This window comes from Streptomyces sp. Z26, from assembly GCF_003665095.1.
Classification (GTDB): domain Bacteria; phylum Actinomycetota; class Actinomycetes; order Streptomycetales; family Streptomycetaceae; genus Streptomyces; species Streptomyces phytohabitans.
In genome coordinates this window covers 73,402-93,983 of the sequence record NZ_RCHV01000002.1, presented here as the reverse complement: position 1 = coordinate 93,983, position 20,582 = coordinate 73,402, and the positions used below count along the sequence as shown (strand labels likewise).

Here is a 20,582-nt window from a genome sequence, read left to right as displayed (position 1 = left end):
GCAAAGTCGGGCATTTTCCCGAGCGCTGACCGTCGATCATATTCATTACTTGGCAAAGAACGCCCGGCGACCCTGTCCCGCGACACCCGCGGGCAGGAAGGATTCGGCGCAAAATCACCACGTACATGCCACCGCCGTCACCAGCGGTGGGACCAAACTGGGGGTCCTCACGTTGAACAGACGCACCACCGTGCTCGCCGCGTCGGGCACGATCGCCGCCGGCGCGCTCGTCGCCGGCCTGATAACCGTCCCGTCGGCCATGGCCGACGGGACCACCGCCGCCCAGCGCGCCGACCGCACGGGCGCAGCCGCGAAGGACTCCGCCGAGGCCCGGGGCGTACGGCAGGCCGCGGCACGCGCCGCCGACAAGGGCGTCGCCTGGAAGGACTGCCCGAAGGACTGGGGCTTCGACAAGCCCATCCAGTGCGGCTACGTCACCGTGCCCGTCGACTACGCGCACCCCCGCGGCCGCACCATCGACATCGCCGTCAACCGCGCCCGCAACACCGGCGGCGCCGAGGCCCGCCAGGGCTCCCTCGTCTACAACCCCGGTGGCCCCGGCGGCTCCGGCATGCGCTTCCCGACGCGCGTCACCACCGGGAACCCGCTGTGGACCAAGACGGCCAAGGCGTACGACTTCGTGGGCTTCGACCCGCGCGGCGTCGGCCACTCCGCGCCCATCTCCTGCATGGACCCGCAGGAGTTCGTCAAGGCGCCCAAGGCCGACCCCGTACCGGACGACGAGGCCGACAAGCGCGCCCAGCGCAAGCTCGCCCGCGAGTACGCCGAGGGCTGCGCCGAGCGCAGCGGCGACATGCTGCCGCACATGACGACGCCGAACACCGCGCGCGACCTGGACGTCGTCCGCGCCGCGCTCGGTGACCGCAAGCTCAACTACCTGGGCGTCTCGTACGGCACCTACCTCGGCGCCGTCTACGCGACCCTCTTCCCGGACCACGTGCGCCGCATGGTCGTCGACAGCGTCGTCAACCCGTCCCGGGAGAAGATCTGGTACCAGGCGAACCTGGACCAGGACGTCGCCTTCGAGACGCGCTGGAACGACTGGAAGGACTGGGTCGCCGCCAACGACGCCACCTACGGCATCGGCGACACCCCCGAGAAGGTCCAGGCCCAGTGGGAGAAGCTGCGCGCCGCCGCGAAGAAGGAGCCCCTCGGTGGCGTCGTCGGCCCCGCCGAGCTGCTGTCGTTCTTCCAGGGCGCGCCGTACTACGACAGCTCCTGGGCGCCCACCGCGGCGACCTGGTCGGCGTACCTCAAGGGTGACGAGCAGGCGCTCGTCGACGCCGCCGCCCCGGACATGTCTGACACCGCGGGCAACGCCTCGTCGGAGAACGGCAACGCCGTCTACACCGCCGTCGAGTGCACCGACGCCAAGTGGCCCAGGAGCTGGTCGCGCTGGAACCGGGACAGCGAGCGGCTGCACGCCGACTACCCGTTCCTCACCTGGTCCAACGCCTGGATGAACCTGCCCTGCGCCACCTGGCCCGCCAAGCAGCAGCGCCCGGTCGACGTGGCGACGCACAAGGGCCTGCCGCCCGTGCTGATCGTCCAGTCCGAGCGGGACGCGGCGACGCCGTACGAGGGCGCCGTCGAGCTGCACGAGCGGCTCAAGGGCTCGCGTCTGGTCACGGAGCGGGACGCCGGTTCGCACGGTGTCACCGGTCTGGAGAACGCCTGCGTCAACAAGCGGGTCGACACGTACCTGCTGAAGGGCACCACCGACCGCCGGGACGTGACGTGCGAGCCGCACGCCGTGCCCGAGCCGGAGAAGGCGAGCGAGTCCGCCGGTGCCCGCAAGGCCGCCGCGGACCTGCCCCGGCTCCCGTGACGGTGCTCCCGTGACCGGGTGACCGGGTGATCGCGTGAAGCGGCCCCCCTCCGCTGTCGGAATCCGACCGCGGAAGGGGGCCGTACGTGTTCCCGGCCGGTGACGGCGGTCCGGAACGGTCGGGTCACTTGCCGCCGGGGCGGCCCTCACCGCTCTTCTGCTCGGCGGCCTTGGCCTCCTGCGCGTACAGGTCGACGTACTCCTGGCCGGACAGCTCCATGATCGCGTAGATGATCTCGTCGGTGACCCCGCGCAGCACGGTGCGGTCGTTCTCCATCCCGTCGAAGCGGGAGAAGTCCAACGGCTCCCCGAAACGGATCGTCACCCGGCCCAGCCGGGGCAACTTGCGTCCGGGCGGCTGGAGTTCGAACGTGCCGACCATGGCGCACGGCACCACCTTCACCTTCCCCCGCAGCGCCATCGCGGCGACCCCGACGCGGCCCTTGTAGAGCCGCCCGTCGTGCGAACGGGTCCCCTCCGGGTAGATGCCCAGCAGCTCGTCCTTGGCCAGCACCCCCAGCCCCTCGTCGATCGCGGCCTGGCCCGCGCCCTTGCCGGAGCGGTCCACGGGGATCTGCCCGACGCTCCGGAAGAACGCCGCGGTGAGGCGGCCCTTCACGCCCGGCCCGGTGAAGTACTCGGCCTTCGCCAGGAACGTGATGCGGCGCTGGAGCACCGCGGGCATGAGGAAGTGGTCGGAGAACGAGAGGTGGTTCCCCGCGATGATCGCCGCGCCCTCGTCCGGGATGTGTTCGAGGCCCTCGATCCTCGGCCGGAACAGCAGTCGCAGCAGCGGTCCCAGGAGCACGTACTTCAGCAGGTGGTAGAACACGCGGCTGGCCTTCCCCCATCGTTCACGGTGTCGCCGCAATGTACTTGCCGATCACCGTACGGGCGAGTGCCGGGGCACGATTCCGAGCGGAACGCCCCCGGCGTACGGCCCGCGCGCGGGCGTACGGTGGCGCGCCCGGCCCGTCAGCCATCCCCGGCGGAGGCCATCCCGACCGTCACCAGCACCAGTACCATCCAGGCCAGCCACAGCCAGCCGCTGCCGCCGAGCACCACCGTGTACCCCGTGACCACCACCAGGGCGACCACCGTGCACACGGTCATCGCCTTCGCGGCACGGGGCAGCCCCGTCGTCCCAAGCATCGCAGCACCTTCCTCCCCGCGGCACGGCGAGGCGCCGCCGGGAACGACGCCGGACCGTCCGCCAGGTATCCATGGTCACCGGCCGCGCCCGCGAGCGCTACCTCCCGTACGGTCCGGCGTGCGCTCCGCGCGCGGGCTACCGGCCCCGCGACTGGAGGGACGCGAGGTAGGCGTTGTACGCCACCAGCTCCCGGTCGCCGTTGCGGTCCTCCGCGCGGTCGCGGCTGCGCGCCTGCCGCTGCTCCGAGAAGTACCACTGGTACACCAGCGCGATCAGCACCAGCACCGACGGGATCTCGCTGAACGCCCACGCGATGCCGCCCGCCCATGTCTGGTCGTCCATCGCTGTCACGCCCAGCGACGCCGGGGGATCGGCGTACGTGCCCACCATCGGCTCGCTCGCCATCATCAGCGCGATCCCGAAGAACGCGTGGAACGGCATGCCCGCGAACAGCTCCAGCATCCGCATCACGTAGCCGGGGCGGTGCGGGCCCGGGTCCACGCCCATGATCGGCCAGAAGAACACCAGGCCCACCAGCAGGAAGTGCGTCATCATCGCGACGTGCCCCGCGCGCGACTCCATCAGGAAGTCGAACAGCGGCGTGAAGTACAGCCCGTAGAGGCTCGCGATGAACAGCGGGATGGTGAACGCCGCGTGCGTCACGACCCGCGCCCACCGGCTGTGCAGCACCGCCACCAGCAGCTCGCGCGGCCCGCGCCTGCCGCGGCCCGCCGCGGGCAGGGCCCGCAGCGCCAGCGTCACCGGCGCCCCGAGGAGCAGCAGGATCGGCGACAGCATGCTGACCACCATGTGCTGCACCATGTGCACGCTGAACAGCACCATGCCGTACGCGTTGAGCGCCGTGCACATCACCAGCGCCACCGTCAGCACGCCCAGCGTGAACGCGACCGTACGGCCCACGGGCCACGCGTCGCCGCGCCGTCGCAGCCGCAGCACGCCCCAGCCGTACAGGGCGAGCGCCAGCACGCAGCCCGCCAGGAAGAACCCGTCGCCGGTGAACTCCAGCCCGCAGGAGAGGGTGAACGGCGGCAGGTCCGTCGTCATGCCGTGCCCGCCGTGGCCGCCGTGGTCCATCCGTACGCTCCCGGTTCGTGACGGTCCGTCCGTCCGCACCAGGGTAGAACCGCCGCCCCCGGGCGTACGCGCCGGGGTGGCCGCACGCGGAACGGGGCGGTACGGGAGTCCCGTACCGCCCCGCGCGTCACACGCCTCGGGTCACGCCGACTGGGTGGCCGCCGCGATCCGTTCGCCGCGCAGCGCCTCGTACCACCGCTCCTCGACCGGGGGCAGCGCGTTCACGTCCAGCGCCAGCTTCAGCAGGTGGTCCGCGATCAGCGGGTTCCGCGCGAGGACCGGGCCGTGCATGTACGTGCCGAAGACCGTGCCGTTCCAGGCGCCCTCGGTGCCGTCGCCGGTGCCGTTCCCGTTGCCCAGCCGTACGTGCGCCAGGGGGCGCGCGGTGGGGCCGAGGTGGGTGATGCCCTGGTGGTTCTCGAAGCCCGTGAGCTGCGGCAGGTTCAGCTTGCTGTCCACGTCCCCGAGCACGTCGCCCACGCAGCGCTCCGCCTCGCCGCGCGTGCTGACCACGTCCAGCAGCCCCAGACCGGGCTGCGGCTGGTTCAGGTCGTTGACGAACTCCTGGCCCAGGATCTGGTAGCCGGCGCAGACGGAGAAGACGATCGCGCCGTTGTCCACCGCGCGGGTCAGGCCCCCGTCCCGCAGCAGCCGCTCGGCCGCCAGCCGCTGCGGACGGTCCTCGCCGCCGCCGATCAGGTAGATGTCCCCGGACGTCGGCAGCGGCTGGTCCGAGCGGACGTCCACCCGCTGCACCGCCAGCCCGCGCTGCCGTGCCCGTCGCTCCGTGACCAGTACGTTCCCCTGGTCCCCGTAGGTGCTCAGCAGGTCCGGATAGATCCACACCAGCCGCAGGTTGGTCTCACTCATGCGCCCGCTCTCCGTATCTGTGCGAGTCCGTCTGTCAGTTGCCGACCACGCGGCGCAGGTCCTGGAACGCCGTGTAGTTCGCGATCGCCTCGATCCGACCGGGCGGGCAGTTCCGTACGGCCTCCTGCGCGGAGTCGTACACCTGGAAGTCGACGTTCGCGACCTCCAGCCGCACCGCCAGGTCCAGGCGCCGGTCGCCGATCACGCAGATCGGGTGCCCGGCCAGGCGCGCGTAGTCGACGTCCCACAGCCAGGAGGTGTCGGTGCCGTCCGCGCCGCGCGCGTTGACCGCGAGGATCACCGGGGTCGGCGGCGGGTCGATCAGCGAGAACGTCTCCAGCCAGCCCGCCGGGTTCTTCGCCAGCAGCAACCGGATGTCGCGCCCCTGGTACGACACCACGTCGTACCGGCCCGCGACCGCCGTCACCGCGTACATGCGCTGGAGCGCCGTCAGCGGGGGCACCCCGAAGGCGGCGGCGACCGCGGCGGACGTGGTGGCGTTCGCCTTGTTCGCCCGGCCCGGCAGCTGGAGGTGGATCGGCCACGCCGCGCCGTGCGGGTCCAGCACGTGGTCCCCGTTCAGCGCCCACGTCGGGGTGGGGCGGCGGAAACCGCAGTCGCCGCAGAACCAGTCGTCGCCCGGCCGTTGCAGCACACCGCCGCACGACGGGCACGACCAGGCGTCGTCCTTCCACTCCTGCCCGGCGGCCACCCACACGACGTTCGGCGAGGAGGACGCGGCCCAGACGACGAGCGGGTCGTCGGCGTTGGCGATGATCACGGCCTTCGAACCGGACAGCCCCTCCCGCCACTTCTCCGCCAGCATCCGGGTCTCGGCGGCCCGGTCGAGCTGGTCGCGGGAGAGGTTCAGCAGGGCGATCGCCTTGGGGCCCACGTCACCGGCGACACCGGCGAGGTACTTCTCGTCCACCTCGATCACGCCGTACTTGGCGTCGGAGCCACCGGCCAGCGCCGACGTGATCCCGGCGGGCATGTTGGCGCCCAACGCGTTCGAGACCACGCCGCCGTTGGCGCGCAGGGCCTCGGCGATCAGCCTGGTCGTGGTCGTCTTGCCGTTCGTGGCCGACACCAGGACCACGTCCAGGTGTCGTGCCAGCCGGGCAAGCAGATCGGGGTCCAGCCTGAGCGCCACCTTGCCGCCGATCACCGACCCGCTGCCGCGGCCCGCGGCCCGCGACACCGCGGCCGCAGCCTTGCCCGCCGTCACGGCCAGCTTCGCCCGCGGCGACAGCGGCTCCGTGTTGCCTGCCATCGTCCTGATGCCTCCTTGCCCTCGGTCTCGGCCCAGCCTATCGAGGTCCGCGGCCGGTCCGGCACACCGCGTCACCGGCCGGGCCCCGGCACTCGTACGCTTGCCGCATGCCACGCCGTACGATCCCCGGCAGTTCGGGCGTCCACCGGGAGCTGCGGCTGCTCGGCGACCCCGTCCTGCACGCGCCCTGCCGCGACGTCACGCCCGCCGACGGGCCGCTGGAGCGGCTGGTCGAGGACCTGTTCGCGACGATGTACGCGGTGGGCGGGGTCGGCCTCGCGGCGAACCAGGTCGGCGTGCCGCTACGGGTGTTCGTCTACGACTGCCCCGACGATGAGGACCGCCGCCACCGCGGCCACGTGGTCAACGCGCGCCTCGCGGAGACGGGCGGTGTCACCGTACGCGGCCCGGAGGGGTGCCTGTCGCTGCCCGGTCTGGAGGCGCCGACCGTACGCCACGACGAGGCGCTGGTGACCGGCGAGGACCTGAGCGGGAAACCGCTGCGGGTGCGCGGCACGGGCTTCTTCGCGCGCTGCCTCCAGCACGAGTGCGACCACCTGGAGGGGACGGTCTACCCGGACCGCCTCGGCGGGCTGCGCCGCCGCCGTACGCTCCGGGCGGCGCGGCGCGCGCCGTGGGCGACGGGGTCGGGTACGGGTACGGCGTCGGGTACGGGGCCGGGCTGAGGCGGGGCCTACGGGCGGGGTGGCCGGAAAACCTGGCCCGAAAACGCCGTCGGCACGCGGCCTTCGGCATGTGCCAACCGGCCTGCCCGGCAACTCCCGTACGCGGCGCGGCCGTTCAGAAGCCCGGCCCGCCCTCGCGGTCGGCCGCCGTCGCCAGCCGCCCCCACAGCAGGTCCGCGAGGTGACGTACCAACTCCTCGCGGGAGCAGGGTCGTTCCCGCAGCCACCAGTCCCCGGCGGCGTACATCATGCCGACGATCCCGTGCCCCCAAACGCGCGCCTGCTCCGCGCCGCCGGGCCCGAGGTCGACGCGTTCGGCTATGACCGTGGCCAACTCCTCGCCGAGCCGCCGCAGGAGCGGGGCGGAGTGCTGCCCGACGTCGAAGCCCTGCTCGCCGGTGGAACCGCTGTCGGCGGGGTGCATCAGGAAGCGGTACACCTCCAGCCGGGACTCGATCGCGGCGAGGTACGTGTCGAGCGTCCGCTCCACGCGCGCGCGGCGGTCGGCGGGCGCGTCGAGGGCGGCGCGCAGGGCCTCCAGGAGCGCGTCGGTGTGCCGTACGGCCAGGGCGCGGTAGAGGCCGCCCTTGTCCCCGAAGTGCCGGTACAGGATGGGCTTGGTGATGCCCGCCTCGGCGGCGATCGCGTTCATGGAGGCGGCGGGCCCGTCGCGCAGGACGACTCTGTCGGCGGCCTCCAGCAGTTCCCCGCGCCGCCGCTCCGTGGCGCCGCGCTGGTCGTCCCGCTGTGTCGTCGCCACGGTGAGTCCTCTCGCGTGTGATCTCCTGCCGCGCAACGTAACACCCGGCGGTCGCCGTCGGTTATGGCCGGGGGCGGCGACGGCACGTACGCGGACCTGCGGCGGGCCGCTTCCGGACAGCGGGCGGACGAGGGGAGTTGACAGGTGCTACCCGCTGGTAACAGACTGCGTGTTACCGATAGTAACCACCATCCTGGCACCGAACCACCGCGGAGGCTCCCCATGCCGGAATTCGCACTCGACCTCAACGACGACCAGAAGGCCGTCCGCGAGTGGGTACACGGCTTCGCCGCCGACGTCATCCGGCCCGCCGCGGCCGAGTGGGACGAGCGCGAGGAGACCCCCTGGCCGATCATCCAGGAGGCCGCCAAGATCGGGCTCTACTCGCTCGACTTCTACGCCCAGCAGTTCTTCGACCCCACCGGCCTCGGCATCCCCATGGCCATGGAGGAACTCTTCTGGGGCGACGCGGGCATCGCCCTCTCCATCGTCGGCACCGGACTCGCCGCCGTCGGCGTCCTCGCCAACGGCACCGAGGAGCAGGTCGGCACCTGGATCCCGCAGATGTACGGCGACGCCGACGACGTCAAGGTCGCCGCCTTCTGCTCGTCCGAACCCGACGCGGGCTCCGACGTCGCCGCCATGCGCACCCGCGCCGTCTACGACGAGGCCAAGGACGAGTGGGTGCTCAACGGCACCAAGACCTGGGCCACCAACGGCGGCATCGCCAACGTCCACGTCGTCGTCGCCGTCGTCGACCCCGAACTCGGCTCCAAGGGCCACGCGTCGTTCATCGTCCCGCCCGACACCCCCGGTCTCGCGCAGGGACAGAAGTTCAAGAAGCACGGCATCCGCGCCTCGCACACCGCCGAGGTCGTCCTCGACGACGTGCGCGTCCCCGGCAGCTGCCTCCTCGGCGGCAAGGAGAAGCTCGACGAGCGCCTCGCCCGCGCCCGCGAGCGGGCGAAGACCGGCGGCCAGCGGGTGAAGAACGCCGCCATGGCGACGTTCGAGGCGTCCCGCCCCGCCGTGGGCGCGCAGGCGGTCGGCATCGCGCGCGCGGCGTACGAGGTCGCGCTCGAATACGCCAAGACCCGCGTGCAGTTCGGGCGCCCGATCATCGACAACCAGGGCGTCGCCTTCCAGCTGGCCGACATGCGTACGCGCGTCGACGCCGCGCGCCTCCTGGTGTGGCGGGCGTCGTGGATGGCGGCGGCGGGCAAGCCGTTCGACTCGGCGGAGGGCTCCATGTCGAAGCTGTTCGCGGGGGAGACCGCCAAGTCCGTCACCGCGCAGGCCATGCAGATCCTCGGTGGCAACGGCTACACCCGCGAGTACCCGGTCGAGCGGATGCACCGGGACGCGGCGATCTACACGATCTTCGAAGGCACCAGCGAGATCCAGCGCCTGGTCATCGCCCGTACGGTCTCGGGCGTACCGATCCGCTGACACCCCGGCGCGACGGCACCCGCCCGCCGGTCAGGTCCCTCCGGGAGCCTGGTCGGCGGGCGCGCCCGGATCACCCGCGCCCACGGTGGGACCTGCCGTCCCTCGGCGCCACGCGGGGAGAGGTCCGCGCGGCCGTGCCGCGCGTGCCGGTCGCGGCTACGGTGGGTGCGGGGCGCGTACGCGGGTACGGCGCCCCCGGGGGTGAGCGCATGACGGCCGGGGCATCGTCGGGACCCACCGACCCGGAGCGGCGCGCGGCGCACGGCGCGGAGCCGGGCGAGGCCCGTACCGCGCCGCCCGCGCCGGAGCTGACGCGCGCCCAGCGGCGCGCCGTGTCCGAGGCGGACCCCGACACCGGCCGCGTCGGCGGCGGGGCGCCCACCCTGCGCAAGCTGGCCGCGTACGGGCTGGCGCTCCCGTACGGGCGCTTCGGCGCGCACTACCTGACGGCCGCCGGGCGTGACCTGCGGCACCGCCTGCTGGCCGAGGCGGCGGGCCCGGCGCGTGTCGAACCCGGCGCCGGGGGCGGCGCGTTCACCCCCGCGGACGGCGACGGGCATCCGCCCGCCGACCCGGAGGCGCACCTCGGGGCCGCGCGCCGGGCCTGGGACGCCCTGCTGGAGATCCGACGTGTCACCGCCGCCCCTCCTTCCGGGGCGGCGCCGGACGCCGAGCCGGTCCGGGACCCGCGCGCCGTCCCCGCCGGCTGGGAACGGGCGCGCCCCCTGCACGCCGTCGCGCTCGCCCTGGAGTCGGCGGGTGTCCCGCCGTCCGCCGTGGACGGGGCCGGGCGCCGGGTGCGTACGGGCTACCGGGTCGCCGCGGCCGACGACGAGGACGCCGGGCCGGACGCCGTACGGGTCGAGTGGCGGCACGCCGCGGGTACGGAGCCGGTGGGCGGCGACGCGTACGGCGACGGCCCCGCCGAGCGACTCGACGCCTGCGCCCGGCTGTTGGCCGCCCGCGGCTGGGACGCCGAGCGCTATCTCGACAGCCGCCGCAGGCGCCACCTGCTCGTCACCCCGCGCCGGGCGACCTGACCCGCCGCCCGCCCCGGCCCGCGAGGTGCGCGAACGGGCCCACACGGGCACCGCGTTCCGGGCGACGGGCGTCAACCGCCGTACCGACCAGCCGGGTTGCGCACTGCTGCTGACATGCGGTCAGCTGTCTCCTACATTGGGAACGACGCCGGGATCGCCCGTACGGCACGTGCCGCGCGACGTGGGGTCCGCGATGCTGCGGGGCGGAGCGGTGCTGCCCGTTCCGGGCCCGTTCCCCCGCGGCGCCCGCCCGTACGGGCGCGGGCGTAACGTGGTCGGAGCAGGGCGCAGCCAGGACGGAAAGCGAGACGATGCGTAGCACTCGGGCCACCGTGAACGGGCCTACCGGCCGTGTCGTCGCGGACCAGCGGGGCGGTCCGGCCGTGCCGCGCATGGTCCTGGGCGCGCGGCTGCGGACGCTGCGGGAGGCGGAGTACGTCTCCCGGGAGGAGGCGGCGGAGGCCATCAGGGCCGAGCCCGCGCTGATCACCGCGCTCGAACTGGGCCGCGTCTCCTGCCGACCGCGCGACGTCGCGGACCTCCTGACCATCTACAGCGTCTCCGACGAGTCCGAGCGCGCCATGCTGCTCGCGCTCACCGAGCAGGCCAACACCTGTGGCTGGTGGCAGGAGTTCGAGGACGTCGTACCCGGCTGGCTGCACACGTACCTCGGCCTGGAACAGACCGCCGACGTGATCCGCGGCTACGAGGTGCAGTTCGTGCCCGGCCTCCTCCAGACGGAGGACTACGCGCGTGCCGTCATCGACCTCGGCCACGCCGACGCCTCGGAGGACCAGCGGGAACGGCGTGTCGAACTGCGCATGCGGCGCCAGCGCATCCTCCACGGGCCCCGCCCCCCGCACCTGTGGTGCGTGATCGACGAGGCCGCGCTACGGCGCCCGGTCGGCGGCCCCGACGTGATGCGCGCGCAGCTGCGGCACCTCGTGGAGGTGTGCGAACTGCCGCACGTCACCGTGCAGTTGCTGCCGTTCCGGGCCGGAGCGCACCCGGCGGCGGGCGGCCCCGTGACCCTGCTGCGGCTGCCGCAGCGCGAACTCCCCGACGTGGTCTACCTGGAACAGCTCATCGGTGCCGCCTACCCCGACGACCCCGAACAGGTCGAGTCCTACCGCCACGTCATCGACCAGCTCGTCACCCGGGCCGAGCCCGCGCCGGTCACCCGCGCGCTGCTGCTGCGCATGATCGACGGGCTCGACGCCCGGTAACGGCGACGCCCACCGCCGACGGTACGGCGCGCCGGGACCCGTACGCCCCGTCGCGCCGTCGGCACGCCGTACGGGGGAGTGCCGGCGGACCGATGAGTTCCGGGCCCGCCGGGAGTCCGTACCCCCGACAACCGCGGCGGAGCCCGCGCGCGCCCGCGGCACGCCGTACGCCGCCCGACACACCGAGGAAGCAGCATGCTGGAGAAGCCCGCGTTCGACCTGACCGCCCAGACCGAGGAGTTGAAGCGTCTGCTCGACGACCTCGGCGACGAGCAGCTGACGCTGCCCACCCCCTGCGAGGAGTACACGGTCGGTGACCTGCTCGACCACATGATGGGCCTCGCGGCCGCGTTCCGGATGGCCGCCGAGAAGTCCTACGACGCGGGCGCGACCGCCGCCCCCACCAGCTCCGCCGAGCGGCTGGACCCGGAGTGGCGGCGCCTGCTGCCGGAGCGCCTCGACGCGCTCGCCGCCGCCTGGCAGCGGCCCGCGGCCTGGGTCGGTACGGCCGAGGCGGGCGGCGTCACCATGCCCGCCCGGGTCGCGGCGCTCGTCACCGCCGACGAACTCCTCATCCACGGCTGGGACCTGAGCCGCGCCCTGAACCGCCCCTACGCCGGGGACCCCGCCGTCACCGAGGCCGTGGTCGCCTTCCTGCGCCGGGCCGCCGAGGAGGCCGGGGAGGGTGGGGGACTGTTCGGGACGCCCGTACCGGTGCCGTCCGACGCGTCGCGGCTGGACCAGGCGGTCGGCCTCAGCGGCCGCGACCCGGCCTGGACCGCCCGCCAGCCCTAGCCCTGGCCCTCCAGCCCGCGAGCCCCGCGGTCCCGGCCGTCGGCCGCGCGGTCGGCCCGCACCCGCGCCGGGGCCCCGTCCTGGGCGTACGCGTCCCGGAAGGTGAAGCCGTACGGCGCCGCCCCGTGGCCGTGCAGGTGTTCCAGCCGCGCGACCCCGTCCCGCCAGGTGGGCACCGTGCCCTCGGGAACCCACCACAGCACGTGGTTGGCGCGCCCCGTCCGCTCGAACCAGTCGCCGCGCCGCCGCAGCGCCGTACGGTGCGCACCGGAGTGGACGGCGTCGAACGCGGGGCGCAGGCCGTCCAGAGGGAGAGGCTCGCGGCCAGGGCGGTGGTGTCGGGCGTACGGCCCTTGTCGTACCAGGTCGGTACGGCGAACTCTCCCCACGCGCCCCAGTCCGCGTCGAAGAGGTCGCCCCGGGCGGCGTCCGCCGCCTCGGCGTGCGCGAGGTGTCCGGGGCGCCGGGCGATCTCCCGGTGGACGGCCTCGCCGGTGTCGTAGAACGCGTCCATGAGGGGCGTGGCGGCGGCGAGCGGCGAGTGGAGGACGCCGAAGGTGTAGAGCGCGAGATGCGGCACGTTTCTCTCCCTGACGGGGCGCCTCACACGGGCCCGGTGCGGTGGCGTGCGCGCGGAGCGGCCGAGGGCTCGGCCGTGCGCGTCCGCCGGGGACCGGGTGAACGTAGCCGTCCGCGCGGACGGTGTCGAAGTTGCGTTCTCCCCGGTCACGTGGCTTCCCGGCCCGGTGCTTCCGGGGCCACGGAGCCGTACGGAAGGTGCCCGTGCGCGCGTGGCGGCCGACCGGTCCGCGCCCGCGTTCACCGCCAGGGGGACCGCGGCTCGGCCTCGGTGCAGTACTTCGTCCAGGTGCGGGGTGACTGGGTGCTCGGTACGGCGCAGGCGGTGGCGGTGAAGGACCCGGGCGCGTACGTCATCCGGGTGTACTGGTCCCGGCCGTAGTTCACGACCTCCGATTCCGCGTCGCCCCCGGCCACCCGGATCGTCACCTTGTCGCCCGCGCGCGCCCGGATGACCTTCGCCCACACGGCGTCGCACCGCTCGTTGTAGCGCACCATCAGCCGGACGGGGTTGTCCCGCGGCGGCTCCAGCGACACGGCGTCCGCGTCGCACCCCGCGCTCTGCGGAGCCTTCCCGCCGCAGCCCGACCCGGGACACGAGGACGGGTCGGGGGCGAGCCAGTCCGACACGAGCACCGGCGCGACGCCGCCCACGACGGCCACGGTCAGGGCCAACGCCGTGGCGCTCCTCGCATGGGTGCTCGCCCACCGCCAGGCGGACCGCAGCGCTGGTCCCGGGTGCCGTAGCCCCGTACCCAGACGCCTGAGCGCCCCCGACGCACGGCCTTCTCCCGCCACGTGTGCCCTCCTCCGGATATGCGTCAACCGCCCTTCTTTCGACGGTAGTTGCGCGACCCGGATCGGCACTGCGGCATTTCCCGTCAGTCCGCGCCGGTTCCCGACCGGCTGTCCGCGTCCGCGCCGCCAGGGTGTGGCCGGGAGCCGTACGGCACCCCGCGCGCCGCGTGCGGGCGCTCTCCCGCCACGCGGCTCCCACCGACCCCGGGCGTGTCGTACCACCCCGGCCGTACGGTGCCGCCGCCCGCCCGTGCCCGTCCGTGGTCGCGCCCACGCCGCCACCTCCGAATCCGCGCGTGTCACTGGGGAATCGACCTGTCATCAGCTCCCAGATCTTGTCGCGAACATGATCTGGCTGCTTTCCTTGCCTGGCTCGATGCGAACGGGCGGAACGACGGCCGGCCCCCCCCACCCCGGAGAGCGGACACCCCGCTCCCCACCGGCCCCCGTGTCCGCCGCCGCGCTGAACGTCCCTGACGGCAGGCCGGGTCCGGCGTGTCGGTCCCGTCGGGAACGGAGCGGCAGCACGGAGCACCCCCCACGGGCGCCGGATGTCAGAAGGGAACACCATGAAGTCAGGAGCCAGAAGGAGCGCGTGGCGCCGCGGAACGGCCGTCGTGTGCGGGACCGCCGCGATCGCCGCGATCACCCTCACCGCGCAGCCCGCCACCGCCACCGGCGCGCCCGAGGCGGACTCCATGTCCGGGGCGTTCACGGACGCCGCGGCGGAGTACGACGTACCGCGCGACCTCCTCGTGGCCGTCGGCTACGGCGAGACGCACCTCGACGGCCACGACGGCAAGCCGAGCCAGGACAACGGCTACGGCGTGATGCACCTGGTCAGCAACCCGGAGCGGGACTCCCTGGGCCGGGCCGCGAAGATCACCGGTGAGTCGCGGGCCGACCTGAAGCGCGACACGCGCGCCAACATAAGGGGCGGCGCCGCCGTCCTCCGCGCGCACGCCGACGCGCTGGGCCTCGACGCCTCCGCCCGGGACGACGTCGCCAAGTGGTACCCGGCCGTCGCCCGCTACGGCGGGGTGAAGAACGAACGGCTGGCGAAGTTCTACGCGGATAGCGCGTACGAGATCCTCGCCGAGGGCGTACGCGGCGGCGCCGACGTACGCACCCGCGCGCGCGACGTACGACCCGACCGCGGCGACTACGCCGACGTGCCCGCGATCGGCACGCAGAGCCCCGACTACCCGCCCGCGGCCTGGGTCCCGGCCAACGCCGGGAACTACGCCGCGGGCCGCTCGGCGGCCATCAGCCAGGTGGTCGTGCACGTCACGCAGGGCAGCTACGCGGGCACCATCAGCTGGTTCCAGAACCCGGAGGCCGAGGTCAGCGCCCACTACGTGGTCCGCTCCGCCGACGGCGAGATCACCCAGATGGTCCGCGACGCCGACACCGCCTGGCACGCCCGCTCCGCCAACGCCTCGGCGCTCGGCATCGAGCACGAGGGCTTCGTCGACGACCCGTCGTGGTTCACGGACGCGATGTACCGCTCGTCCGCGGCCCTGACGAAGCACCTGTGCGACACCCACGGCATCCCGAAGGACCGCGCGCACATCGTCGGCCACAGCGAGGTGCCCGGCAACGACCACACCGACCCGGGCCCGAACTGGAACTGGGACACGTACATGGCCTACGTCAACGGCTGACGAGGCCGCACACCCCGAGGAGGCCACAGGCCGGGGCCGCCGCCGAACCGTTCCGGCGGCGGCTCCGGCCCCCGCCCGCCCCCGGCTCGTACGGTGGGCCGGGTGAACTGCATCTTCTGCGCCATCGTGGCCGGTGAGGCGCCCGGCCACCGCGTGTACGAGGACGACCGGGCCGTCGCGTTCCTCGACACCCGGCCCCTCTTCCCCGGCCACACGCTGGTCGTCCCGCGACGGCACGCCGAGACGCTGACCGACCTGCCGGTGCCGGAGGTCGGCCCGTTCTTCGAGACCGTCCGGCAGGTCACCGGCGCGGTGGAGCGCGGCACCGGCGCGGCGGGCTCGTTCGTGGCGGCCAACAACCGCGTCAGCCAGTCCGTGCCGCACCTCCACCTGCACGTCGTGCCGCGCAACCCCAAGGACGGCCTGCGCGGCTTCTTCTGGCCCCGCGGGCGCTACCCGGACGACGCCCACGCCGAGGCCGTCGCCGCGCGCGTACGGGCCGAACTGCCGTAGCGCCGGGCGACGTCACGGACCGGGCGGGTCAGGGGCGCTTGCGGAGCTTGTCGAGCAGCTTGCGGGCCTGCGCCTGCTTCCTGGGGTCCGAAGCGGCCTGCCGCGCCGCGTCCATGGCCTTCTGGCCCTGGGGGCTGCGGCTGAACTCCTTGAGGCGGCCGATGAGTCCGGGCATGTCTTCTCCTCCGACGGGGGTCGTGCTTCCTGCCGTCCATTGTGCCGGGTAGACGCGGGGGCCGGGGGCCGCGCCGCAGCCTCCGGGGGCCCCGCGAACGCCCGTACGCCCGCCCGCCGTTCCGCGTGCTACGACTCCCGCGCCCGCGCCAGCGCCTCGACCACGGGCCGGGCCACCGGGACGGGCGCGTCGGACGTGAGGTCGAGGAGGCCCACGGGCTCCAGCGGGGGCTGCGCCATGAACCGCGGCACCGTGCCCCGGTGCGGCTGCGCGGCGTGCACCAGGAACGGGTGGCACAGGTACACGTCCCCCGCCCGGCCCGTCGCCGCCGTCTCGGGGCGGCCCTCGCTCGCGGCGACGGCGTCCCCGCACAGCTCGAACCACTCGCGGCCCTCGTCCCCGTGGTCCGCGAGCAGCGCCGGTACGTCGTGGTGCGACCCGACGCGCACCCGGGTCGGCGCGTCGTCCGGGCCGACGTCGGAGAAGAGGAACAGCATCAGCAGCGCCCGCCCGCGCGAACGCACGTTGACCCGGTTCTCACCCGCCGCGCCCGGGAAGCTCGCCTCCAGGTGCCAGCCGTCGTCGCCCGGCTCCCGTTCGCTGGGGAAGCGCACGGGGAACGTGCCGAGCCCGCCCGGCGCCCGCCACCGCCCCGCGCCGACGAGCTGGTCGAACGCCTCGTGCAGTACGGGCGCGTTGGCCGCCGACCGGAACGGCGGCGTCGCGAAGCCGCCCAGCCGCACCACCGGTTCGGTCCACGTCGCGGGGTCGTCCGGGTCCGACCCGGTCGCCTCCCACAGCTCCGCCCGGCACCGCCCGACGACCTCCTCCGGCACGGCGCCGGGCACCCGGACGAAGCCGTTCGCGACGAACTCCTCGATCTCCGTACGTGTCAGCACGGTCGCCAAGTCTCGGCCCGCCGCACGGCTCCGGCAAACGGTTTTCGCGCACCGCCCCCGGCGCCGGGCGACGCGCGTCGCGGCAGGTCGTGATGCCCGGCCGATACACGGCTGAGGTACGTTCAACGCTCCGCGACGGCCGTACGGACACCCGCTCACGGCAGGCTGGGCGGCGACCGGGCGCACGCGGCGACCGAGGTGACAGGGGCCGACAGGTGGGGGACATGCCCGTATCCGTACTTCTCGTCGAGGACGACAAGGTCATCCGCCGGTCCGTCGCGTTGGCCCTGGAGCGCTACGGCTACGGCGTGACCACGGCGGAGGACGGCCTGACCGGCCTGGAGCTGTTCCGGGAGGGGCGGTACGACCTGCTGCTGCTGGACGTGATGCTGCCGGGCCTGGACGGCATCGGACTGTGCCGCCGGATCAGGGAGACCAGCACGGACCCCGTACTGATGATGTCCGCGCGGGGGGACGCGCTGGACGTGGTGTCCGGGCTAGAGGCGGGCGCCGACGACTACGTGGTGAAGCCCGTCGACACGTCGGTGCTCGTGGCGCGCATCCGGTCGCTGCTGCGGCGCACGACGTTCCGCCCGGACCCCGCGCCGGACCCGCCGCCGGACACCGCTCCGGACGGACCGGCGCCGCTGGTCTTCGGGGACCTCAGCATCGACACCGGGGGCCTGGAGGTGTTCCGGGCGGGGCGGCCGGTCGCGCTCGCGCCGACGGAACTGCGGCTGCTGCTGGAGTTCGCGGCCCACCCCGGCATCGTGCTGGAACGCCAGACGCTGCTGCGGAACGTGTGGGACTACGGGTGGGACGGCGACAGCCGCGTCGTCGACCTGTGCGTCCAGCGGCTGCGGAAGAAGATCGGGGCCGAACGCATCGAGACGGTCCGCGGCTTCGGCTACAAGCTGCGGCGCTGACGTGCGCGGCCTGGTCCGGGAGACGGCCAACTGGCGTTCCCTGCGCTGGCGGATCGCCCTGCTCGTCGCCGTCTCCTGCTGCGCGATCGCGCTCACGGTGGGCCTGCTGGTGCACCGGAGCACGTACGAGCGGTCGATGAACGACGGCGCCGCGCGCGCGTACTCCGCGCTGGAGGGCGCGCTGGATTCCGGCGACGAGGACGGCGTCCTGGCGTACGGCGCCGGGGAGATGCCGCCCGAACTGGCGCGGCGCCTGCGGTCGGCGGACGAGGCGCACCTGTACGACGAGAGCCGCGCCTACCGGCCGCGGATGTGGGCGGGACGGCGGCTGGACGGCGGGCGGCTGGTCGCGATCCCCGTGGACATGGTCCCCGACCAGCTGAGCCGCCGCGCCCTCGACCGGCACATGGTCAAGTACTCGCTGCTGGCGCTGGCGGTGATCGTGCCGCTCGCGGCGCTGGCCGCCGAGCTGCCGAACCGGCGCCTGCGGCGGGTGGCGCGTACGGCGGGCCGCATCACCGCCGGTGACCTCGGCGCCCGTACCGGCGCGGGCGGCCGGGCGGGGGACGAGATCACGGACATCGCGGCCACGGTCGACTCCATGGCGGACAGCCTCCAGGGGCGGCTGGTGAGCGAGCAGCGGTTCACCGCCGACGTCGCCCACGAACTGCGGACACCCCTGATGGGCCTGGTGACCTCGGCGGGCCTGCTCCCGGAGGGCGAGGCGACGGACCTGGTCAGGGACCGGGTGGGGGTGCTGCGCGGCCTCGTCGAGGACCTGTTGGAGGTCTCCCGGCTGGACGCGGACGCGGAGCGCGCGGACCTCCGCCGGGTACCGCTCGGCGAGGTCGTCGCGGACGCGGTGGCACGCCTGGGGTTCCCCGTGGAGCTGACGGTCGAGGGCGCTCCGCTGGTGGAGACGGACCCGCGCAGGTTGGACCGCATCGTCGTCAACCTTGTGACGAACGCCCACCGGCACGGCGCCGTCCCGGACGGCACGCGGGCCGGGGAGGCGCCGCGGGTGAGCGTCGCGGTGCGGGACGGCGTGGTCTCCGTACGGGACCGTGGCCCGGGTTTCCCGGCGGTGCTGCTGGCCGAGGGCCCGCAGCGCTTCCGTACGGGCGCGGCGGAACGCGGTCGGGGCCACGGCCTCGGCCTGACGATCGCTACGGGGCAGGCGCGGGTCATCGGGGCGGAGCTGACGTTGGCGAACGCGCCGGAGGGCGGCGCCGTCGCCACGCTGCGGCTGCCCGGGGGCGGGCCGGGGGCACCCGCGGACCGGGGCTGATACACGGCGGAGGCGTGGCCGAGCGGCGGCGGAGCGCCGGGCGCGCGGGTGGCGGACACGGGCGCGCCGGAGCGTGGGCGGCAGGCGTGAACGGCTCACGTTCCGCCGTCCCCGAGGCTCCGGAGGCGTCCGTCCATGCGCTGCCCACCGCGTACACCCGTCGTCCCCCCACCCGCACCGGCACCCGTACGCGCCCGCCCGCCCCGCGCGGTCGTCGGCGTGGTCGCCGCCGTGCTGCTCGCGCTGTGGAGCGTGCCGGGCCTCGCGGACCCGCGCGACGGCGACGAACTCAGCCCCGGCGCGCGGCCGTTGCCCTGGCCGCGCGAGGGCCAGGCCAGCGTCGCGGTCGAGGGCGTGGGGAGCCTGGGCACGCGCGGGAGGCAGGAGCCCGTGCCGATCGCGAGCGTCACGAAGGTGATGACGGCGTACGTGATCCTCCGCGACCACCCGCTGCGCGCGGGGGAGTCGGGCCCGTCGGTGACGGTCGACCGGCGGGCGGCGGCGGAGTCCGCGTCGGCGGACGAGTCGAGCGTACGGCTGCGGGAGGGACGGCGGCTCTCCCAACGGCGCCTGCTGGAGCTGATGTTGATCCCCTCGGGCAACAACGCGGCGCGGCTTCTGGCCCGTTGGGACGCGGGCAGCGAGGAGGCGTTCACGGCGAGGATGAACGACGCGGCGGCGGCGCTCGGCATGGACCGTACGACGTACACGGGCGCGAGTGGCTACGAGCCCACCACCCGCAGCACCTCCGACGACCAGCTCGTACTCGCCGCGAAGGTCATGCGGAACCGTACGTTCCGGGAGATCGTGGCGCAGCCGGGCACCACCGAACCCGGCACGGGGGCGCGGCTCGCCAACACCAACACCCTGCTGGGCCACGCCGGGATCGTCGGCGGGAAGACCGGCTCCAGCACCCCCGCCGGAGGCGCCCTGATGTGGGCGGCGACCACGGGCGGGGGCGCGGCGGAACGGCTGGTCCTCGGCGTCGTACTGCACCAGCGCCCCGGCTCCGGCCCGGCCCCCGGCCTGGAGGTTGCGTTGGCGCGCAGCCGGGCACTCGCGGAGGGCGCCCGCGCGTGGGCCGCGAAGTGAGGAGACGGCGGTGGTGGATTCGAGGGTTTTCGTCCGGAGAGATACGGTTTGTAGGGTCCCGCCGTGCGGAGTGGTCCCGTCCGGTGGAGCGCCCGGTCTCGTCCGGCGCGTGGGGCACACACATCCGGCCACACGGACCTTTGGAGGAACGATGACCCAGTCAGAACAGGACCCGAACGGGTACGAGGGTCCGGCGGACGGTGGCGCCGCTGGTACGCCGGGTGTGCACGACGGTGGCGCTGACGGAGGTGCCGAGGGCCCCGCCGATGGTGGCGCGGCCGGTACGCCCGGCGAACACGACGGCGGGGCGGATGGTGGTGCCGAGGGTCCGGCGGACGGCGGCGCGGCCGGTACGCCGGGTGTGCACGACGGTGGCGCTGACGGAGGTGCCGAGGGCCCCGCCGATGGTGGCGCGGCCGGTACGCCCGGCGAACACGACGGCGGCGCCGACG

Annotated in this window: 20 protein-coding genes and 2 pseudogenes; 11 read left to right on the top strand and 11 right to left on the bottom strand. The window is 74.2% G+C overall.

Annotated features, from left to right (window positions below; genetic code table 11):
* Window positions 1-190: 190 nt before the first annotated feature.
* On the top strand, window positions 191-1,849 hold the full coding sequence (locus D7M15_RS00400; RefSeq protein ID WP_240649540.1) for an alpha/beta hydrolase: 1,659 nt from the start codon (window positions 191-193) through the stop codon (window positions 1,847-1,849).
* Window positions 1,850-1,973: 124 nt separating this feature from the next.
* Here the strand turns inward: D7M15_RS00400 and D7M15_RS00395 are convergent, their stop codons facing one another.
* The 5 genes from D7M15_RS00395 to D7M15_RS00380 form a co-directional block, all read right to left on the bottom strand.
* On the bottom strand, window positions 1,974-2,681 hold the full coding sequence (locus tag D7M15_RS00395; protein WP_121515638.1) for a lysophospholipid acyltransferase family protein: 708 nt from the start codon (window positions 2,679-2,681) through the stop codon (window positions 1,974-1,976).
* Window positions 2,682-2,824: 143 nt separating this feature from the next.
* The gene (locus D7M15_RS28320) at window positions 2,825-3,001 is read right to left on the bottom strand and encodes a hypothetical protein (protein WP_165906164.1); all 177 of its coding nucleotides are present in this window, start codon (window positions 2,999-3,001) and stop codon (window positions 2,825-2,827) included.
* Window positions 3,002-3,137: 136 nt separating this feature from the next.
* A complete protein-coding gene (locus tag D7M15_RS00390) occupies window positions 3,138-4,097 on the bottom strand; it encodes a cytochrome c oxidase assembly protein (protein ID WP_121515637.1) in 960 nt (319 codons plus the stop codon).
* A 141-nt stretch (window positions 4,098-4,238) separates the two neighbouring features.
* Window positions 4,239-4,967 carry a glutamine amidotransferase gene (locus D7M15_RS00385; protein WP_121515636.1) on the bottom strand — a complete coding sequence of 243 codons (729 nt, stop codon included), beginning with the start codon at window positions 4,965-4,967 and terminating at the stop codon, window positions 4,239-4,241.
* Between the two features lie 34 nt (window positions 4,968-5,001).
* Window positions 5,002-6,240, bottom strand: a complete 1,239-nt coding sequence (locus D7M15_RS00380; protein WP_121515635.1) for a MurT ligase domain-containing protein — start codon at window positions 6,238-6,240, stop codon at window positions 5,002-5,004.
* 107 nt (window positions 6,241-6,347) lie between these two features.
* Between D7M15_RS00380 and def the strand changes: the two genes are divergently transcribed.
* Window positions 6,348-6,926, top strand: a complete 579-nt coding sequence (gene def / locus D7M15_RS00375) for a peptide deformylase (protein WP_121515634.1) — start codon at window positions 6,348-6,350, stop codon at window positions 6,924-6,926.
* 115 nt (window positions 6,927-7,041) lie between these two features.
* Here def and D7M15_RS00370 read toward each other — a convergent pair whose 3' ends face one another.
* Window positions 7,042-7,686 carry a TetR family transcriptional regulator gene (locus D7M15_RS00370; RefSeq protein ID WP_121515633.1) on the bottom strand — a complete coding sequence of 215 codons (645 nt, stop codon included), beginning with the start codon at window positions 7,684-7,686 and terminating at the stop codon, window positions 7,042-7,044.
* 222 nt (window positions 7,687-7,908) lie between these two features.
* Between D7M15_RS00370 and D7M15_RS00365 the strand changes: the two genes are divergently transcribed.
* The 4 genes from D7M15_RS00365 (at window position 7,909) to D7M15_RS00350 (ending at window position 12,196) form a co-directional block, all read left to right on the top strand.
* Window positions 7,909-9,135, top strand: coding sequence for an acyl-CoA dehydrogenase family protein (locus D7M15_RS00365; RefSeq protein WP_121515632.1), 1,227 nt, complete (start codon window positions 7,909-7,911; stop codon window positions 9,133-9,135).
* Window positions 9,136-9,344: 209 nt separating this feature from the next.
* Window positions 9,345-10,175, top strand: a complete 831-nt coding sequence (locus D7M15_RS00360; RefSeq protein WP_121515631.1) for a hypothetical protein — start codon at window positions 9,345-9,347, stop codon at window positions 10,173-10,175.
* Between the two features lie 332 nt (window positions 10,176-10,507).
* Window positions 10,508-11,401, top strand: a complete 894-nt coding sequence (locus D7M15_RS00355; protein WP_240649073.1) for a DUF5753 domain-containing protein — start codon at window positions 10,508-10,510, stop codon at window positions 11,399-11,401.
* A gap of 195 nt (window positions 11,402-11,596) precedes the next feature.
* Window positions 11,597-12,196 (top strand): TIGR03086 family metal-binding protein, encoded by a 600-nt coding sequence (locus D7M15_RS00350; protein ID WP_121515629.1) that lies wholly within the window; start codon window positions 11,597-11,599, stop codon window positions 12,194-12,196.
* Here the strand turns inward: D7M15_RS00350 and D7M15_RS00345 are convergent.
* Both D7M15_RS00345 and D7M15_RS28315 read right to left on the bottom strand, forming a co-directional pair.
* Window positions 12,193-12,776, bottom strand: a pseudogene (locus D7M15_RS00345) (DUF3291 domain-containing protein). The gene D7M15_RS00350 and the pseudogene D7M15_RS00345 sit on opposite strands and share 4 nt — an antisense overlap.
* A 239-nt stretch (window positions 12,777-13,015) precedes the next feature.
* Window positions 13,016-13,450, bottom strand: coding sequence for a DUF2690 domain-containing protein (locus tag D7M15_RS28315; RefSeq protein ID WP_165906176.1), 435 nt, complete (start codon window positions 13,448-13,450; stop codon window positions 13,016-13,018).
* A gap of 692 nt (window positions 13,451-14,142) precedes the next feature.
* Here D7M15_RS28315 and D7M15_RS00335 point away from each other — a divergent pair.
* Window positions 14,143-15,207: pseudogene (locus D7M15_RS00335) on the top strand (peptidoglycan recognition family protein); the annotation flags it as partial.
* A gap of 132 nt (window positions 15,208-15,339) precedes the next feature.
* Entirely contained in the window at window positions 15,340-15,750 is a 411-nt protein-coding gene (locus tag D7M15_RS00330; protein ID WP_121515626.1) for an HIT domain-containing protein, read from the top strand.
* Between the two features lie 28 nt (window positions 15,751-15,778).
* Here D7M15_RS00330 and D7M15_RS28310 read toward each other — a convergent pair whose 3' ends face one another.
* Together D7M15_RS28310 and D7M15_RS00325 are read right to left on the bottom strand one after the other, a co-directional pair.
* A complete protein-coding gene (locus tag D7M15_RS28310) occupies window positions 15,779-15,925 on the bottom strand; it encodes a hypothetical protein (protein WP_165906175.1) in 147 nt (48 codons plus the stop codon).
* A 128-nt stretch (window positions 15,926-16,053) separates the two neighbouring features.
* On the bottom strand, window positions 16,054-16,824 hold the full coding sequence (locus tag D7M15_RS00325; RefSeq protein ID WP_121520055.1) for a phytanoyl-CoA dioxygenase family protein: 771 nt from the start codon (window positions 16,822-16,824) through the stop codon (window positions 16,054-16,056).
* Between the two features lie 224 nt (window positions 16,825-17,048).
* On the opposite strand from D7M15_RS00325, the gene cseB reads away from it, so the two are divergent.
* The 3 genes from cseB to D7M15_RS00310 all read left to right on the top strand — a co-directional run bounded on the left by cseB (window position 17,049) and on the right by D7M15_RS00310 (window position 20,130).
* Window positions 17,049-17,750 carry a two-component system response regulator CseB gene (gene cseB / locus D7M15_RS00320; protein WP_121515625.1) on the top strand — a complete coding sequence of 234 codons (702 nt, stop codon included), beginning with the start codon at window positions 17,049-17,051 and terminating at the stop codon, window positions 17,748-17,750.
* A gap of 1 nt (window position 17,751) precedes the next feature.
* Window positions 17,752-19,038 carry a HAMP domain-containing sensor histidine kinase gene (locus D7M15_RS00315; RefSeq protein ID WP_240649072.1) on the top strand — a complete coding sequence of 429 codons (1,287 nt, stop codon included), beginning with the start codon at window positions 17,752-17,754 and terminating at the stop codon, window positions 19,036-19,038.
* A 135-nt stretch (window positions 19,039-19,173) separates the two neighbouring features.
* On the top strand, window positions 19,174-20,130 hold the full coding sequence (locus D7M15_RS00310; RefSeq protein ID WP_121515624.1) for a serine hydrolase: 957 nt from the start codon (window positions 19,174-19,176) through the stop codon (window positions 20,128-20,130).
* Window positions 20,131-20,290: 160 nt separating this feature from the next.
* Here the strand turns inward: D7M15_RS00310 and D7M15_RS28695 are convergent, their stop codons facing one another.
* Complete coding sequence (locus D7M15_RS28695; RefSeq protein WP_206337296.1) at window positions 20,291-20,566, bottom strand: hypothetical protein; 276 nt, start codon at window positions 20,564-20,566, stop codon at window positions 20,291-20,293.
* Window positions 20,567-20,582 lie beyond the last annotated feature (16 nt).

Coding starts and splice junctions, on each gene's coding strand:
- D7M15_RS28320 (WP_165906164.1), bottom strand. CDS start 3,001: ATGCTTGGGACGACGGGGCTGCCCCGTGCCGCGAAGGCGATGACCGTG.
- D7M15_RS00390 (WP_121515637.1), bottom strand. CDS start 4,097: ATGGACCACGGCGGCCACGGCGGGCACGGCATGACGACGGACCTGCCG.
- D7M15_RS00385 (WP_121515636.1), bottom strand. CDS start 4,967: ATGAGTGAGACCAACCTGCGGCTGGTGTGGATCTATCCGGACCTGCTG.
- D7M15_RS00380 (WP_121515635.1), bottom strand. CDS start 6,240: ATGGCAGGCAACACGGAGCCGCTGTCGCCGCGGGCGAAGCTGGCCGTG.
- def (WP_121515634.1), top strand. CDS start 6,348: ATGCCACGCCGTACGATCCCCGGCAGTTCGGGCGTCCACCGGGAGCTG.
- D7M15_RS00365 (WP_121515632.1), top strand. CDS start 7,909: ATGCCGGAATTCGCACTCGACCTCAACGACGACCAGAAGGCCGTCCGC.
- D7M15_RS00360 (WP_121515631.1), top strand. CDS start 9,345: ATGACGGCCGGGGCATCGTCGGGACCCACCGACCCGGAGCGGCGCGCG.
- D7M15_RS00350 (WP_121515629.1), top strand. CDS start 11,597: ATGCTGGAGAAGCCCGCGTTCGACCTGACCGCCCAGACCGAGGAGTTG.
- D7M15_RS28310 (WP_165906175.1), bottom strand. CDS start 15,925: ATGCCCGGACTCATCGGCCGCCTCAAGGAGTTCAGCCGCAGCCCCCAG.
- cseB (WP_121515625.1), top strand. CDS start 17,049: ATGCCCGTATCCGTACTTCTCGTCGAGGACGACAAGGTCATCCGCCGG.
- D7M15_RS00310 (WP_121515624.1), top strand. CDS start 19,174: ATGCGCTGCCCACCGCGTACACCCGTCGTCCCCCCACCCGCACCGGCA.